The sequence below is a fragment of the Ammoniphilus soli genome (genome assembly GCF_040813775.1).
Genome location: NZ_JBEGDL010000002.1, coordinates 279,133 through 294,995 on the forward strand (window position 1 = coordinate 279,133; position 15,863 = coordinate 294,995).

At 42.7% G+C, this 15,863-nt stretch carries 14 protein-coding genes, 1 tRNA gene and 3 other RNA genes; 11 read left to right on the plus strand and 7 right to left on the minus strand.

Features of this window, described 5'->3' with window-relative positions; all coding sequences use genetic code 11:
• Positions 1 to 63: 63 nt before the first annotated feature.
• From ABLT31_RS06065 to ABLT31_RS06080, 4 genes are all read right to left on the minus strand, one after another.
• Complete coding sequence (locus ABLT31_RS06065; RefSeq protein ID WP_367749735.1) at positions 64 to 486, minus strand: hypothetical protein; 423 nt, start codon at positions 484 to 486, stop codon at positions 64 to 66.
• Positions 487 to 603: 117 nt separating this feature from the next.
• A complete protein-coding gene (locus ABLT31_RS06070; RefSeq protein WP_367749737.1) occupies positions 604 to 1,419 on the minus strand; it encodes a PAS domain-containing protein in 816 nt (271 codons plus the stop codon).
• A gap of 284 nt (positions 1,420 to 1,703) precedes the next feature.
• Complete coding sequence (locus ABLT31_RS06075) at positions 1,704 to 2,909, minus strand: cystathionine gamma-synthase family protein (protein WP_367749739.1); 1,206 nt, start codon at positions 2,907 to 2,909, stop codon at positions 1,704 to 1,706.
• A complete protein-coding gene (locus ABLT31_RS06080; protein WP_367749741.1) occupies positions 2,910 to 3,446 on the minus strand; it encodes an SET domain-containing protein in 537 nt (178 codons plus the stop codon). It lies immediately after the preceding gene.
• Positions 3,447 to 3,671: 225 nt separating this feature from the next.
• On the opposite strand from ABLT31_RS06080, the gene ABLT31_RS06085 reads away from it, so the two are divergent.
• From ABLT31_RS06085 to ffs, 7 genes are all read left to right on the plus strand, one after another.
• Positions 3,672 to 4,829 (plus strand): trans-sulfuration enzyme family protein, encoded by a 1,158-nt coding sequence (locus tag ABLT31_RS06085; protein ID WP_367749743.1) that lies wholly within the window; start codon positions 3,672 to 3,674, stop codon positions 4,827 to 4,829.
• A gap of 162 nt (positions 4,830 to 4,991) precedes the next feature.
• Positions 4,992 to 5,726, plus strand: a complete 735-nt coding sequence (locus ABLT31_RS06090; protein WP_367749744.1) for a DUF3109 family protein — start codon at positions 4,992 to 4,994, stop codon at positions 5,724 to 5,726.
• 49 nt (positions 5,727 to 5,775) lie between these two features.
• Positions 5,776 to 6,630, plus strand: coding sequence for an SDR family oxidoreductase (locus ABLT31_RS06095; RefSeq protein WP_367749746.1), 855 nt, complete (start codon positions 5,776 to 5,778; stop codon positions 6,628 to 6,630).
• A 278-nt stretch (positions 6,631 to 6,908) separates the two neighbouring features.
• Positions 6,909 to 7,296: RNase P RNA component class B (gene rnpB / locus ABLT31_RS06100), an RNA gene on the plus strand.
• Positions 7,297 to 7,329: 33 nt separating this feature from the next.
• Positions 7,330 to 7,408 (plus strand) — tRNA-Arg (locus ABLT31_RS06105).
• Between the two features lie 18 nt (positions 7,409 to 7,426).
• Positions 7,427 to 7,614: non-coding RNA, 6S RNA (ssrS, locus tag ABLT31_RS06110), on the plus strand.
• Positions 7,615 to 7,634: 20 nt separating this feature from the next.
• An RNA gene (ffs, locus tag ABLT31_RS06115) (signal recognition particle sRNA large type) lies at positions 7,635 to 7,901 on the plus strand.
• Positions 7,902 to 8,112: 211 nt separating this feature from the next.
• On the opposite strand, the gene ABLT31_RS06120 is transcribed toward ffs, so the two are convergent.
• Positions 8,113 to 9,210 (minus strand): MGDG synthase family glycosyltransferase, encoded by a 1,098-nt coding sequence (locus tag ABLT31_RS06120; protein ID WP_367749748.1) that lies wholly within the window; start codon positions 9,208 to 9,210, stop codon positions 8,113 to 8,115.
• A 199-nt stretch (positions 9,211 to 9,409) separates the two neighbouring features.
• On the opposite strand from ABLT31_RS06120, the gene ABLT31_RS06125 reads away from it, so the two are divergent.
• A complete protein-coding gene (locus ABLT31_RS06125; protein ID WP_367749749.1) occupies positions 9,410 to 10,213 on the plus strand; it encodes an EAL domain-containing protein in 804 nt (267 codons plus the stop codon).
• 92 nt (positions 10,214 to 10,305) lie between these two features.
• On the opposite strand, the gene ABLT31_RS06130 is transcribed toward ABLT31_RS06125, so the two are convergent.
• A complete protein-coding gene (locus ABLT31_RS06130) occupies positions 10,306 to 10,599 on the minus strand; it encodes an HPr family phosphocarrier protein (protein ID WP_367749750.1) in 294 nt (97 codons plus the stop codon).
• A 170-nt stretch (positions 10,600 to 10,769) separates the two neighbouring features.
• A complete protein-coding gene (locus ABLT31_RS06135) occupies positions 10,770 to 11,039 on the minus strand; it encodes a winged helix-turn-helix transcriptional regulator (protein ID WP_462976467.1) in 270 nt (89 codons plus the stop codon).
• Between the two features lie 434 nt (positions 11,040 to 11,473).
• Here ABLT31_RS06135 and ABLT31_RS06140 point away from each other — a divergent pair, with 434 nt between their 5' ends.
• The 3 genes from ABLT31_RS06140 (at position 11,474) to ABLT31_RS06150 (ending at position 15,595) form a co-directional block, all read left to right on the plus strand.
• On the plus strand, positions 11,474 to 12,289 hold the full coding sequence (locus ABLT31_RS06140) for a phosphatase PAP2 family protein (RefSeq protein ID WP_367749752.1): 816 nt from the start codon (positions 11,474 to 11,476) through the stop codon (positions 12,287 to 12,289).
• Positions 12,290 to 12,579: 290 nt separating this feature from the next.
• Positions 12,580 to 13,932, plus strand: coding sequence for an MFS transporter (locus tag ABLT31_RS06145; protein WP_367749754.1), 1,353 nt, complete (start codon positions 12,580 to 12,582; stop codon positions 13,930 to 13,932).
• A 277-nt stretch (positions 13,933 to 14,209) separates the two neighbouring features.
• Positions 14,210 to 15,595 (plus strand): hypothetical protein, encoded by a 1,386-nt coding sequence (locus ABLT31_RS06150; RefSeq protein WP_367749756.1) that lies wholly within the window; start codon positions 14,210 to 14,212, stop codon positions 15,593 to 15,595.
• Positions 15,596 to 15,863 lie beyond the last annotated feature (268 nt).

The window sequence follows — 15,863 nt, forward strand, 5'->3', positions numbered from 1 at the left end:
TATAAAAATCCCATCATTACTTTCAATCATCCCCTTATATAGGAATGGCCGATTGAAACTTCCTTAAATAAAGCGGAAGCTCTTCAAAATTACCGGCAAATCTTCATTAATCATCCGCAGCAGCCATTGAAATTCAAGTATATTGCGGTTGAAATCAGAACCATCCGGCAGCAGGAATTCACTCGGCGGTTCGCCCGGATGAATCGCCGCGAAAACGAAACCATTTCTCGCAGCTAGAAAAAAGAAGGGAGAGTCTTTATATTGTCTGCTCCATTCTTTTTCCGATAGTCTAAAGATGTAGACTTCAAATATAGTAGTTGATGAGATCCCTTGAATGGGACGACGATAACGGAGTCTAAATTCAATACAAGCAACTATATCTTCGCCAGTGCATTTTCTTCGGACAACAAAAGCGCGCCTCCTCCACCACAAAGGAAAATCCAAGCGAAATCCGTATTTCTGGTTACGGTACACAATAGTCGGCATATTCACGCTCCTCTCTGTAATAACAGAGTATTCAGGAACTCACTTTTCGACTCTAGCAGCACAATTGGTTAATACATAAATTTGGGTTATAAACACCACACCAGTTGATGCCCATATTCATAACGTAGTGCGATCTCCATACAGACGTAAGGCTGGTTGGAGGGAAGTAACGGCTACTATGGAGGACTCATCCAGGGCAAATTTAATATCGGCTAACTCCTCTAGGGCATTTTTCAAATCTTCTTCTGCGTGTTTACGGGCCGTAATATCCGTCCGGATCGATACATACTGGTAAATCTGATCATTTTCATCAAAGAACGGAACAATGGTCGTCTTTACCCAATAATAAGTCCCGTCCTTGGCCTTATTCTTAATTTCTCCTTCCCATACCTCGCCTTCCGATATGGTTTCCCACATGTCCTGGAAGAAGCTCTTCGGATGATAGCCGGAGTTGATGATTCGGTGAGTTTTCCCTATTAGATCATCCTGATCGTACTTGGAGATTTGACAGAACTTATCATTGACGTAGGTTATGACTCCTTTGTAATCCGTAATCGCTACAATAGAGGATTCATCCAATGCCAATTTGATATCTGCCAGTTCTTTTAATGCATTTTTTAATTTGTTTTCTTCACGTTTGCGATCGGAGATATCCCTGATCGTAATCGCGCGTGCCATTTCATCCCCTTTAGCATCACGAATGGCTGAAATGGACAAGTTCATATCAAATAAAATTCCGCCTCTTCTTTTTGCGATGGTTTCGTATCCGGATACTTGTCCTCCGAAATTGACTACTTGATGTAGAGTTTGATACTGGCTGATTAAATCTTCAGGTATCACTAGAGAGGATAGGTCTTCCTCTTCGCGTTTCCATCCGAAGATCCTTTCAAAAGCATCATTAACTTTTAAAATATGACCTTCCAGGTTAACCACGACAATCGAGTCGGTTTAATTTTTAAAGAAAGATTCCAGCTGCTCTTTCGTGGACTTTAAGTCTTCCTCAGTCTTCTTTTCGCTGCGAATATCTTTGGCTATGGCATAAATGCCAATGACACTTTCTTCCACGATAATGGGTAATAACTGCGATAGGTGTCATGAATAGTAATATATCCATGATTGATGCTTATTACTTTGTCTATTCTCAATGGAGTGGAGAAGATAGTGCGGTCTGCATTGATTTGCATTAAAAAAGGAAGCCAGGGGCTTCCTTTTTCTTCTTAAAAATGTTGATCGAGATAGCGGAAGGATTGCTCCAGGTCCGCAATCAGGTCTTGTGTATCCTCGATTCCAACAGAAATACGGATTAAGCTATCCGGGATTCCCATCGCCGCACGCTCTTCTGGAGTACATTCCGCATGACTAGTTGTACAAGCAGGGCCGTATGTGGTCTCCACTGCACCTAGGTTTGCCGCCCGGTTGGCAAACTGAAGACGCGGAAGGAATACGCGAACCGCATCCATGCCGCCCTTTAACGAAAAACTGAGGATCCCGCCAAAACCTCGCATCTGCTTCTTGGCAAGCTCATGATTGGGGTGGGTTTCCAGGCCTGGATAATGCACCGTATCTACCCATCTCTGCTTATAGAGAAAGTTTGCAATATCCATGGCACTTTTGGCTTGCTGTAGGACTCTCAGCTTTAACGTCTTCATGCCCCTAAGGATCAAGTAAGCGGCGAATGGATCCATGGCTGCCCCATTGATTTCTCGGTAGTGTTCAATTTTTTGGACCAGTTCCTTTGCTCCGCATACCACTCCGCCAAGCGCATCTCCATGGCCGCCAAGAAATTTAGTTGCGCTGTGTATCACCAAATCTGCCCCTAATGCCAAGGGATTTTGATTGATGGGGGTGGCAAATGTGTTGTCTACTACGACTAGTGCACCTGCCTCATGCGCTGCGTTTGCCAAACGCTGGATGTCGGTAACCTTGACGGTAGGGTTGGTCGGTGTTTCCAAGTATAATATCTTGCAGCCCTTCGCTACTTCCGCTTCCATGGCTTTTGGACACTCCGTGTCTGTAAGAACCACTTCGACTCCCAACTGCGGAAGGAATTCGGTAAAAATTTTGTTGGTTCCCCCATACGTATCCTTAATGGAAACGATGCGATCACCGGATCTTAAAAAAGTGTACAGGGTATTGCTGATCGCCGCCATACCCGTTGAAAAACTGGTTGCTTCTTCAGCCATTTCTAAAATTTTTATTTTATTTTCAAACGCCTGGACGGTTGGGTTGGTACAGCGGCTATAAATGTATCCTTTTTTTACTCCTATGTTTACATCATGCCAGTGATCCACATCATCATATCCGTAAGCGACACTGAAGACGACAGGCACCTGTGTGGCTCCGTATACGAGAAATTCTTCTTCTCCCGCCCATACCGTTTTCGTTCCTAGATTTGCGTTATTGAAGTCTTTTGACACGATCATTCACCCCTTTCCACCCTTTTCCTTCCCCTTAATTCTTTTGCGGCACTTTTGAGATCCGCAAGTACATTCAAAGCTTCTGTATAGTTCATCCTCCGTAGCTTCATAATCCATTGTGATGAAATCACCTGGAAAGATATCCTTAATGGCCCAGAACTCCTGTGTTTCCATATTTACAAAGGTATTGGGATCGCAGGAATGCAAAATTTTTCCCATAAAGTAGGGATCTTCAATATAAAGACCTCTTTGTTTTTGTAATGTATACAGGGTTTGGTAAGGAAGCGGTGTTCCCGAGAACCGGAACAATAAATCCGCTGCTTGAAATTTAATCTTGGAAACGACACCTTCTCCAAAGGCATCTCGTTGTATAATGTCAAATTTATCTCTTGTAGGCTCATGTTCATGCGGGGTTATGGATGGAGGATAAAATCTTTTGCTGCTCTCTCTTGATGGTGTGGAATTCGATGGATTCAACATGAAGTTCTTGTTTTTCATTATAAGCCGCTTAAGATTTTTGAAAATCTTTTCAACTAAAGACATTTCACCCCCCCTTCCGATGCAGGTTAGTCTTCAATTATATTATGTTGGAAAAAAAGTTTGCTATGGGCAAGTGATGAGCTATAAATACCCATTTTTTGTGTGGGCAAAATGAACAATGCAATAAATGGTGCATAAGAAATAATTTGGGAATAGTTTCCCTTATGGGATCTTTGTATAGACTAGATAATGAATCATAAAATTTTTTTACAGTAGGTGTAAAAAATAATGAATTATAATTCGGAACTTGTAAAAGTGAAGAAAGATCCTGGTTATGGATCCCATATCCCGCCCATCTATATGACTTCAACCTTTGTGTTTGACCATGCAGAGCAAGGAGCTGCTCGATTCGCTGGAGAGGATCCCGGATTCATGTATACGCGGCTGGGAAATCCTACTGTGCGTGAACTGGAAGAGAAAGTAGCCAAGCTGGAATATGCGGATGGTTGTCTCGCTTTCTCATCGGGAATGGCCGCGATTACGGGATGCCTTATGGGTATCTTGCAAGCTGGAGATCATATGATCGCACACACGGCACTGTATGGTGCGACGCATGCTTTTCTGACCAAAACCTTGAAAAAGTTTGGCGTGGAGATCTCATTTGTCCCCTTCAAAACGGCATCTGAAGTCGAACCATTCGTTACGACGCGGACCAAGGTCATATATTTCGAGACGCCTTCAAATCCTACCTTATCATTAGTCGATTTAAAAAGTGTTGCCACCTTAGCACAGCAAAAAGGCATTTTGACTGTCGTTGACAATACCTTCCTGTCTCCCTATTTACAGAATCCCATCCTTTCGGGAATTGATATTGTCGTTCACAGCGCAACAAAATATTTGTCGGGCCACGGCTACCTGATTGGCGGTTTAGTGGTTGCAAACAAGCATATTATTGACCCCATGAGAAAGGAAGTCCAAAAGAATATGGGGGCCGTTATGTCTCCAATGGATGCATGGCTTTTATATCAGGGAATCCGGACATTACACATTCGGATGGATCGCTCCCAATCGAACGCAAAAATTCTAGCAGAGCGACTGGAAAAACATCCCACCATTGGGCAAGTGTTTTATCCAGGCCTGGCAAGCTTTGAAGATAACGCGATTATGGAAAAGCAAATGAAGGGTCCCGGAGCCATGATTTCTTTTATTTTGAAAGGCGGGTACCAAGCAGGCGTCAGTCTCATGAATAATGTGAAAGTATGCACCCTGGCCGTATCGCTAGGTGATGTGGGAACCTTGATCCAGCATCCTGCTTCCATGACCCATGCCATCATACCAAAGGAAGAGCGAGAAAAAGCCGGTATTTTGGACGGTCTCGTACGTTTTTCTGTAGGCATAGAAGATGTAGAAGACATTTGGAACGATTTGGAGGCGGCATTGGGTTAGTCTGGCCAGTCCCCTTACGTCTCGCGATTCTTTTGGTGAACAGATGAGTCATATCCCCTTAACCATTTTGTTAAGGGGCATTTTTTAGCGCAGGCATCTAAGTTATACTGGATAAAAACAATATTGAAGAAAGGAGGTAGCCTGATTTCTGAGGTTACTTTCATGGATCTTTTATATTTCGGAACACAGGATGCTTTATCTAAAAAGGAAGCTTTTCATTTCAAAAAATACTTCAAAAAGAATAGCTTTTTCACAGTTGGCGAGTTTGTCATTGATCCCGCCATCTTTACTAAAGTGAATCTCGATTGCATGAGTTGTCATTTGGTTCATTCTTCGACATGCTGTGAAGGGGGACAGCCCTACTCAACTGATCGGGAAAGTGAGAAAAAACTAGATAAAGCGGCTCCTTTTATTATTCAGCAATATTTGGACGAGAAGCGGCAACGGGAAGCCAGGGAATCAGGGTTTAAGGAGGTTACTGCTACAGGTCCGTTAGCTCCAACTATTAAGCTTTGTGAAGGAAATTGCTTCTTCTATGTCAAAGGAGACAAAGAATCATACTGCAGCATCCATCGCTACGCACTTGACCATCATATGTCCCCTTTAGAATTGAAACCGATGAGCTGTTCATTGTTTCCATTGGACGTCATCCAAATGGATTCTGAACTGTTTATTACAGCCATTACTCCAGAAACGGCCGTTTTTTCCCGATGGGGATATGAATACGAAGAGCACCTCTGCGTCAATATGAAAAAAAGAGAAGAAATTTCATCTCCCCATTTTTCCCTTAAGGATTATAGGCCAGCATGGGAATGGTGCATGGATCTGCTGAAGCAGACATTCGGTGAAGAACTTATTGATACGATATCAAAAATAAAGGAACAGAGGGTGCCATAGCTGCGGTTGAATATAAGTACTAGAAAACCCACAGAGGATGGAAAAACCTATGCAAGCAAAAAATACAAATCCTCCTATCGCCTTCATTACGGGTGCCTCGAGTGGCTTTGGACTGCTTGCAACGGTGGCATTGGCAAAAGAGGGATATCGAGTGGTTGCTACTATGCGCAATTTGGAACGTAAGGCCCTCTTAGAGCAGGCCATTAAAAAGGAGGGCTTATATGCGTGTGTTGAAATTTATGAGATGGACGTAACAGACTCGTTGCAAATTCAAGAGATAGTCAGACAAGTGATTGATCGTAATGGTCGAGTTGACTTGCTGGTCAATAATGCCGGGTATGCCTCTGCAGGATTTGTGGAAGAAGTCGATCTCGAGGAATGGCGACGCCAGTTTGATACGAACTTTTTTGGAGTGGTTTCTCTAACCCAAGCTATTTTACCCTTCATGCGAAAGCAGCGGCAGGGGATGATCATCAATATCAGCAGCATCAGTGGCCGAATGGGCTTTCCTGCCTTGGGACCCTATGTGGCTTCGAAGTTTGCGCTAGAGGGGTTTAGTGAAACACTACGACTGGAAATGGCTCCATTTGGGGTGCGTGTTGTATTAATTGAACCAGGGTCCTTCAAAACCGAAATTTGGGGAAAAGGGGTGGATTCTGCCGATTTCTCCATGCCTTCTCCTTATCAGCGTTTAAAAGAACTGATTCGCCGTGAGGTGGAGCAAACCTCCAGAACGGCAGGTAATCCAAAAGAAGTAATCGATCTTATATTGCATGTCGCTAAATCTAAGGCTCCGAAATTGCGATATCCCATTGGCAAAGGGGTTAAAATAAGCTTAGCTTTTAAATCAATTGCGCCATGGAACTGGTTAGAACGGATCGTCACTAAACGATTCAAGGAATAAAGCAGTTTGGGCGGCACTCAGTCGGGGGCAAGAACGACTGCCTTGTAAATAGGGAAATTGAGTTTTGATATTGATATGATTCAGCTCGATCTTTGGATTACTGGTAACAAGATACTATTGTTTATCTTCAAAGAACATGATAAATTAATCATCGACTTTAAGAATTGATATCAAGCAACTTAACAGTGAGTGGTTTTGGAAATCATTTACTAATGACATCAAGTATCACAGTATGATAAATTAATCTCCACAGCGATATTGACAACTACATAACATGAAATGGTGAGTAGTCGCGGCTTATGTGCAAGCATAAGTTGAGGAAAGTCCAGGCTCGCACATGCTGAGATGCGTGTAATGATTGTGCCATCCGCAAGGGTGGGCAGTTGATATTAGTATCAGCTGACGGCGGTGAAATCATGCTAAGTCCATTTGGATATGCTGAAACTAGCCTGAAAGTGCCACAGTGACGAAGCTTTCCCGGAAACGGGGAAGGTGGAACGAGGTAAACCCCACAAGCGAGCAACCCAAAACTAAGGTAGGGGCGCCGTCCTGCGGGAAATGAACTAAAGGGGCGGATCGGTCAATGGACCGATAGTCAAATGACTACACCTGCAGTGCGAGAGTGGCTTCGTCATAGCACGCAGGAACAAAACCTGGCTTACAGCCATTTCATGTGCCAATTAAAATTAATTAACAAATGCGCTCGTAGCTCAGCTGGATAGAGCACTGGTTTCCGGTACCAGGTTTGCCGGGGGTTCGAATCCCTCCGAGCGCGCCATAAACTCAAAACAGGATACATATCCTGCGGTGTACGTGTTCTCTATCTGTTTTAAACCGTACTGTTTTATAGGGATTCTCAAATTTGTGAACAGACGCCATGCCCACTCTCTGGACTGGGATCGCGGGAATGTTGACATGCGGAAACCCACCTGCGAGAGCGCGGGTTAATAAAACAAATGAGAAAACGGCATCTGTGGGAGATAATATTATTTCAACTATACATACCGTGCTAGATGGGGAGATGGCGGTGCCCTGTAACCCGCAATCCGCCTTAGCGGGGTTGAATTCCCATCTGCGGTGCGAATATGTAAGGCCTGCCTTGCCGGATGTAGTGATGACAATCGGGTCCTGCGCAATGGAATTCCGTGAACCTGGTCAGGTCCGGAAGGAAGCAGCCATAAGCGGAGACTTCCATGTGCCGCAGGGTAGCCTGGTTCGAGCTAACTTTTGCAAGTAACGCTTGGTTATTCGTATCTAAGATGGGTGCACGGTGTTTTAAACAATAGCATTACATATATGGTGAACTACTTAACCTCTTTCACAAGAAAGAGGTTTTTTTGCTGAATACATTTCAATCGCTTCTCCGACTTTCTGCTTTTTAGCTTGGCGGGCAAAGTTCGCTTATGGCGATCAGCTGACACCTTCCGACGGTCAAAGCAATATATCTAACACAGTGAAAATACATAGGCATTAGGAAAAAAGTTAGCTGCCAAGTTCACCTTTTGAAATAAATGCCTCTGCGACGGTCAAGAGTTGGTGGGGGCGAATGGAGCGCTTATATCTTTTCATATTCATTTTTGTGGAGTTCAGTTGATCACTGTAAAGGATCAACTGTTTGATTTTTTCCCATACTTCGTGAGTATTTGCTGTTTGTGCTAACCCATGGCGTACCAGGAAGCCATGATTTTCTTCTTCTTGACCGGTTATCCCTTTCAAGAGGAGAATGGGCAGCTCTTTTTGGATGGCTTCGGAGCATGTTACTCCACCTGGTTTGGAGATCAGTAGATCGGCAGCGTCCATCAACTCCGAAATGCTATGAGTATAGCCAAGGATTCTAACGTGTTGCAAATTACCGAGGGATTGCGTAAGTGTACGGTATAATTGCTGGTTCCGGCCTGTAACAAAGATCCATTGAATAGATGGCTCATCCTTGATTCGATCCACCCAGGATATGCTCTTGCATATCCCTTCGCTTCCGCCCATCCACAAGACAACTGGCCTGGCCGCGTCGAACAGCAGTTTGCTTTTGCTGAAAGCCATGGGAAGACGGGTATGGAACACAGGAGAAACAGGAATCCCCGTCGTCAATGAGCATGCTTCCCGCTCTCTAAGCCAATCGGGTTTCTCGTTACTGGCAATACAAAGCACATCCCAGTTGGATAATGACCAGCAAGGATGAACATGAAAATCAGTTGTTACCCCAATGAGCGGGATTTGGATATGACGTTTTTTAAGGGAGCTAATGGCTGCTGCACTAAAAGGATGTGTAGCGATTATGATATCAGGTTTCGTTTGGATTAGGAGGGCAGCGAGTTTGGCAAAATAGACCCTTCGATAGATGAAAGGGATAATATTGCTTTCCGAAAGGGGGCTGGAATAAATTTTCCCCCAAACCCATGAGGCTTTTTCTACTGTTTTTAAATATCCCCTCACTAAATGCTTGGAAAGACGCGGTTGGAGATAATGACCTAATTCATAAACACTGGTGTTCCAACCTTTTAGCAGCAAGCTCAGCGATTCTGCTGCTTTCGTGTGGCCGCCGCCGAATGGTTCGGAGAGGATTAATGCTTTTCCCTTCATGTCTCTTCACTCCCCCCGTATCTTGTTTAAGATTTCTACTAAAAAGGTAACAGAAAAATGTAAACTAACTTTGGATTGAATGTAAAAAGTTGACTTCATTTTTTAAAACCTTTTAATCTTTTCTTAACATCAGATTAACACAAACATCACTTCCTTCTGCCATACTACCTTTAAACAGAGAGAAATAGAGGGAAATGACATGTTGCCTTTTTATCGATGGTTTCAAAAGAGAAACACCAATCAGCGAGGCAAATGGATACGTACTATGCGAGAAGAACTTCATGAACGATCCACTTTGCTTCTTATTTACATAGATATCGAAAGACTAACACAGGTCGAACTGGCCTATGGTGAAGTCATGAGCCGACGCTTCATCCAGATTGTAGAGAAGCTAATAGTAAGTATTTCCTCCGAGTGGTTTCAAAACAAAGCTAAAGTGATTGCCATTGAACCCCTTTGGGCTGATGACTTTGCCATTTATTTATCGAAGAGAGGCGGAGTGGAGCCTCAGCAAATCGAACAATGGTGTTTGCAGTTTAAGGAATTGCTCATTAATACCCTGCAACGCGATTTTTCTCATCTACCTCTCATAGGACTACATATGGGGTATGCCCATTTACAAGGGAAGGATCTAACCAAAGAGATTTACCGTGGGATTCGAGATGCCCAGCAAATGGCCAAATATGGCATGAATACGAAGGAATACCAGTACCTTCATCAGTTTCGAGAAATCTTGGTTCAAGAAAATATACATATGTTATACCAACCTATCGTGTCTTTAAAAACAGGCAAGCCTTTTGGGTGGGAAGCGCTGGCTCGGGGTCCAGAGAACAGTTTTTTTCACGTCCCAGCCAACCTTTTTAAATACGCAGAAGAAACGAAGAATACGTTTCAAATGGAATCGATTTGTCGGAGAAAAGCCTTTGAACAACTGGAACACGTGGAACCTCATGAAAAACTGTTTATCAATTTAGATCCTCGTTCCATTGAGGATCCAGAATAAACCTATTGCAATAAATCCGAAAAGCCCAGCTACAGTACACCGGGCTTTTTGTCGATAATTCTTCATTCGTTTTGCGCAGAAGAAGGATCTAGCTAGGAAATTTCGATATTAAATCCATACTTTTCAAATACTCTGGTCATTTCTTTCTTGGCTTCTTCTTCGTCATCCCCATGAATTTCAAGGCGGTAGCGCGAAGACGTAAGCAGGGAAATACCCAATCCCAGAAAACTTTTCACATCTACGGTTTTATTTTCAGTATGCAATACAATGCTTGAGTTGTATTTTTGTGCCGAGTGAGCGATGGTAACCATATCTCTTGCGTTAATAGCTCCATTTTCAATTCCACGAGCAAGCTCAAAAGCATCGGACATTCTCCTAAAGTCCATTGTTTCTTTCCTCCTGTATAGTTAAGATACACTTGATATGTAGATTATAACACTTTTATCGGAAATAACTAGATCGATCCATCTAAGATTATTTCAAAAAAAGACGTCCATTTACTGCTGACTGAACGTCTTTCCTTTTCTTCTTTACCTCAAGAATGTTTGAAAAAACATTAAGTGATTTCTACCCAATTTTCTGCCCAAGTCTGCAAATCCCTGAAAATAGGTTCCAATGCACGTCCTTTTTCTGTTAAGGAGTATTCGACACGTACAGGGACCTCTGCGTAGATTTTTCGGTTAACCATACCCTCTTTTTCTAGTTCCTTTAGACGTTCAGTAAGAAGCCGTCCACTTACAGGGAGAGCAGCTTCTAACTCCGAAAAGCGCTGGGGACCTGAAAGAAGCTGATATAGAATCAACCCTGTCCATCGTTTGCCTAGCAACTGCAAGGCTATTTCTATTCTCGGTCAAAGGTTATGCATAAATTCACCTCACTATTTACATTATACTACTTTCATTTATACATTTGAAATTTAATTACTTTTTACAAGTAAGATGCTTGGCGATATTTAATAGATTATATTATACTAAGTTACGAAAGGTAATCCTAAAACAAAACATAAGTTGGAATAACCCTCTGAATGCAATGGACAGTCTAGCGCTGTCCATTTTTTAGGTTGAACTGATTAAATGACAAAATAAAATATTATTGTCATAGAGCGCTCATTCCCATATAATAAAGAAAATCACACATAGAAATTCGAATGTGTTCTCGCAATTCGTAAAATAACTTCACCCGTGCCTTGATAAGCAAGACCTTGCCGTTAGGCTGAGGTCTTTTTATGTTGACTTAGTCATTTAAGAGGGGAAATGATTTATGTTTGAGTCGATATATATGATAATGATTACGATGGCTTTAACTGTGTTGATCGTGTTATGGTATGTGCTGCAGAGAAATCCTTTAGTATCGGTAATGGAATTCGTCAAGGCTATTTTTACTAAAAAGATTTTAATATGGCACTTCTTAGCCTTGCTTGTCGTACTGGTTCTTAACAAAATCCAGCAAATCATTGAAAAGGAAATGAAAGGGGTTGGGGATTTTACTCCTTGGGTGTATGGGATTGAGGGGAATATCGTTTTATATATTCAGCATTTTTTTCAAAACGATGTCTTAACCTATGTCTTAACTTACTTTTACATTATTGTTTTTACAGCTTTAATGTTTGTCTCCTTTATTGTTTATCACGCCTATCAAGAAGATAAATCGTTTTATGCCTTATTTTATGGAATCATGATTAATTACTTGATAGCCATTCCCTTTTATCTTTTTTTCCCGGTCAACGAGGTATGGTACTACCAGTCTAGAGTAGAGTTTCTAATACCACAGGTCTATCCTAACTTCGAGCATGAATATCGCGTTTTATCAGGGTTGAATAACTGCTTTCCTAGTTTGCACACCTCTCTTTCGGTTACCATGGCATTCATTGCTTTAAGGTCCGGAATTCCGCGAATGGGCATGTTGTTTATCAGTTGTGCAGGAATTATTGTCTTTTCTATTTTTTATCTCGGTATTCACTGGGTTCTCGATATGATGGCAGGAGTAGGACTTGGCTTAATGGCTGCTGCGTTTGCCTTAAGACTAAGCGAATCTTATGCGCCTCTCCTTAACATTAAAAGCCGAAGAACGATTTGAAAACTGGGGATGCTGTAAGATAAAGCTAGTTTTTCCAAAAAGAAAGAAATATATTAATTGAATCCTCCCTTGAAAGGGAGGGTTTTTTAATTAAAGAAGAACCGACAACATCCCTCGATAAAGTTTATTAATAAATTTTATGATCTAAATATTTACTGAACAAATATTTAGTATAATATTAAACTAATTAAGAAGGTTGAGCAGAGATTACTGTAAACGCAACCAAATTAGAAAGCGTCCAATCTCGCTTTCTTTGGCAAAGCGATACTTCGGGAAAAGAGGTGGAAGGATTGAACACCAACACGGCTTTAAGGTTAGAAAGTCCGCTGAAAGACCCAAAGAAAACCCGTGTTCGATTTTTTATTGTCTTTTTGTTGTTCGTTGTGACATCTATCAATTATGCGGACAGGGCTACGCTTTCCATAGCTGGGGATGCCATGTCCGGAGAGCTTGGTTTGGACTCGGTGATGATGGGCTATGTGTTTTCTGCTTTCGCATGGGCTTACGTCATGGGGCAAATTCCGGGGGGGTGGCTGCTGGACCGTTATGGATCCAAAAAGATCTATTTCTGGAGCATCTTTTTTTGGTCTGCATTTACCCTTGCGCAAGGGTTTATTGGAAGCTTCGAGTCGGCCTCGACAGCAGTGATCGTGTTATTCGGCTTGAGATTTCTGGTGGGTTTAGCGGAAGCGCCTTCTTTTCCGGCAAATAGCCGTATCGTAGCTGCTTGGTTTCCAAGCAGGGAACGAGGAACAGCCGCTGCAACGTTCAACTCGGCACAGTATTTTGCAACCGTTCTTTTCGCTCCGATAATGGGCTATCTGGTACATGCCCACGGCTGGCAGTCGGTATTTTTCTTTATGGGAATTGTCGGTATACTCGTTTCATTATGGTGGTCGAAAGCAATCTATAGCCCGAAAGAACATCCACGCATCAACAAAGAAGAGTTAGATTATATTGAGGCAGGCGGTGCCTTAACAAACATGGATCACGCTGTTTCCAAAAAGCATCGAAAATCTGGCCTGAATGGGAAGTATGTGAAGCAGCTGCTCACCAATCGGATGTTGTTGGGGGTATATCTCGGACAATATGGCATTACCACGCTTACGTACTTTTTCTTGACTTGGTTTCCGGTATATCTCGTTCAAGAACGAGGCATGTCCATATTAAAAGTGGGTATCGTTGCTTCATTGCCTGCGATTTGCGGTTTTTTTGGCGGCGTTCTTGGGGGGATGTTCTCCGATTACTTACTGAGAAAGGGCTATTCACTTACAGTTGCCAGAAAAGTTCCCATCGTTACTGGTCTCCTACTGTCCATGTCCTTAGTGACGGCAAACTATGTAGAAGCCGAGTCGGTCGTGATCTTCGTAATGGCCTTAGCCTTTTTCGGAAAAGGATTCGGTGCCTTAGGATGGGCTGTCGTAGCTGACACCTCCCCGAAGGAAACGTCGGGTTTAAGCGGAGGGATTTTCAATACCTTCGGAAATCTTGCGGGAATTACAACCCCGATTGTCATCGGTTATATTATTGCCTCTACAGGTTCATTTAACGGGGCTCTCGTCTTTGTCGGGGCAAATGCCCTTCTCGCCATTTTCAGCTATCTGTTCCTTGTTGGTGATATCAAGCGGGTGGAAATAAAATAACCCTATCTGGCAGGCGTGGGTCATGATTGCCCTGCCTATTGCCTTTGGACTTCCTTTGCTGCTTTATTTAGTCGGTTTCCGATTTAAGGAGAAACTTCAAGAAGAAAGAGCCGAGGGGAGGCCATAAATCCAAAAAAATCTTTTATCCATCCCTGTTCAGGTGAAGCAACAGCTGTTCGGAGCTAATATCCGAACAGCTGCAGCCGCACCTTTAGTGGTTTTTCACCTTTTCCAACTTGCTTATATGGTATACAATATGCCGTAAGGAGTTGATAGAATGTCGTTTATGATAAACCGGTTGCCGATCACCTTACTGCGATCTTCCGCCATCTTGCTCTTAGCTTTGTTTTATCTCTTGCACTATTTCTTTCCTACGATCCTTCTGTATTGGATCTTTACCCTCATGTTAGGATCTAGTTTTCTTTTCGGTTTCTATTATTTAAATAAAACAACTAAAACCTTGTGCCTAATCATGTTGCTCATCGGTCACATTTTATTTTTCGTCTCAGGGGGCACCGCGGCATTTTGGATGGATAGTTTAACCAAGAACATGCCGTTAGTGACCTTTCTTATCTTGATTCCCCTTTTGTCTATTCCTTTTAAAGTCGAAGGACATTTCCAAGCCATTCAAGAGGTCACAACTGGAAGACTGGAAGGAAGACAGAAGTTTTATAGTGTGGTTTCCTTTCTCACCTTCACGCTATGCATCATGATGAATGTCGGGGGAATGAGGCTCAATTATGAAATGCTCGAAGGCTACTTCAAGAAATATACCCAAACGGGAGTGCAAGCCATGATGCGTGGATATGCCGCGACCATGCTGTGGGCGCCGTATTTTCCAACTGTGATTCTTATTCTTTTCTATTTGCAGATTCCGAGCTATGCGTATCTTGGTCCTGCCCTCGGTTTCGGTTTATTGAGCCTAATATTTCTCAACTTATACGGTTGGATGGCACACCGTAAACTGGAGGACATGGAGAACCGCTCAACTGTAAACCGGCAACCGCTCAGCGATACCGGGAAACGTAAATTGACTGTTTTTATTGGCTTGGTGCTGCTGATCATTTTTCTTTCCGTCTTTCTTGAGAGATGGGGAGGCTTTCCGATCATGATCGTCATTGCCCTGATTTCGATTGGTTTCCCTGCAGTCATGGTGACACTCTCACAAAGGAGAGGGGCATACAAAGAAGCAGTGACTGATTATCGGGTCCAAGCGCTGCCCAAAATGATTAATGAAGTAAGCTTATTTATCAGTGCCGGATTTCTTGGAGAAATGGTAGCCAAAACAGATATCGGCGAGATCTTCCCGGCCTTTTTCACAACAGTTAGCGGCCTTTCACTGTGGCTCATGATCTTCCTGTTGATCGTCATCATCCCACTCTTAGCGATTGTCGGCATTCATCCGCTAGTGACCGGATCAATCCTTGGAACTAGTCTTTCTCCCGAGCTGATCGGGCTAAATCCCATTTCGCTGGCCGGTGCCCTGATTGGCGGATGGGCTATGGCTCTCATGCTTTCTCCCATTTCCGCAATCAATATCATCGTTGGAGGAATGGTAGATAAACCACCGTTTGTCGTGGGTTTGAAATGGAACTGGAAATATGGATTGTGGTGGGCTTTCCTGCTTGCGGCTCTTTTATATGGGTACCACCATATGGCTTAGACATGGGAAGGAGCTGTAACTCATCTATTAGTCCTTATATCGTGCAAGCAAACCACCTTGAAAAAAGTGGTTTGTTTTTTTATTTATGAACTAGATTAGAAAAATTAATTTGCGTTTAGGTGCAAAAATTATAAAAATATGCAATGATAATTTGCACTAAATCCTTGTAAATAACCAAAGTGTAACCGTTGTTATAGTTGGCACGATTATTGCTTAATTGTTAATACGTAAATAATTAAACAAGGGGGATACAACAATGTTTTCAACC

Coding starts and splice junctions, on each gene's coding strand:
- ABLT31_RS06065 (WP_367749735.1), bottom strand. CDS start 486: ATGCCGACTATTGTGTACCGTAACCAGAAATACGGATTTCGCTTGGAT.
- ABLT31_RS06075 (WP_367749739.1), bottom strand. CDS start 2,909: ATGATCGTGTCAAAAGACTTCAATAACGCAAATCTAGGAACGAAAACG.
- ABLT31_RS06080 (WP_367749741.1), bottom strand. CDS start 3,446: ATGTCTTTAGTTGAAAAGATTTTCAAAAATCTTAAGCGGCTTATAATG.
- ABLT31_RS06085 (WP_367749743.1), top strand. CDS start 3,672: ATGAATTATAATTCGGAACTTGTAAAAGTGAAGAAAGATCCTGGTTAT.
- ABLT31_RS06090 (WP_367749744.1), top strand. CDS start 4,992: ATGGATCTTTTATATTTCGGAACACAGGATGCTTTATCTAAAAAGGAA.
- ABLT31_RS06095 (WP_367749746.1), top strand. CDS start 5,776: ATGCAAGCAAAAAATACAAATCCTCCTATCGCCTTCATTACGGGTGCC.
- ABLT31_RS06120 (WP_367749748.1), bottom strand. CDS start 9,210: ATGAAGGGAAAAGCATTAATCCTCTCCGAACCATTCGGCGGCGGCCAC.
- ABLT31_RS06125 (WP_367749749.1), top strand. CDS start 9,410: ATGTTGCCTTTTTATCGATGGTTTCAAAAGAGAAACACCAATCAGCGA.
- ABLT31_RS06130 (WP_367749750.1), bottom strand. CDS start 10,599: ATGGACTTTAGGAGAATGTCCGATGCTTTTGAGCTTGCTCGTGGAATT.
- ABLT31_RS06140 (WP_367749752.1), top strand. CDS start 11,474: ATGTTTGAGTCGATATATATGATAATGATTACGATGGCTTTAACTGTG.
- ABLT31_RS06150 (WP_367749756.1), top strand. CDS start 14,210: ATGTCGTTTATGATAAACCGGTTGCCGATCACCTTACTGCGATCTTCC.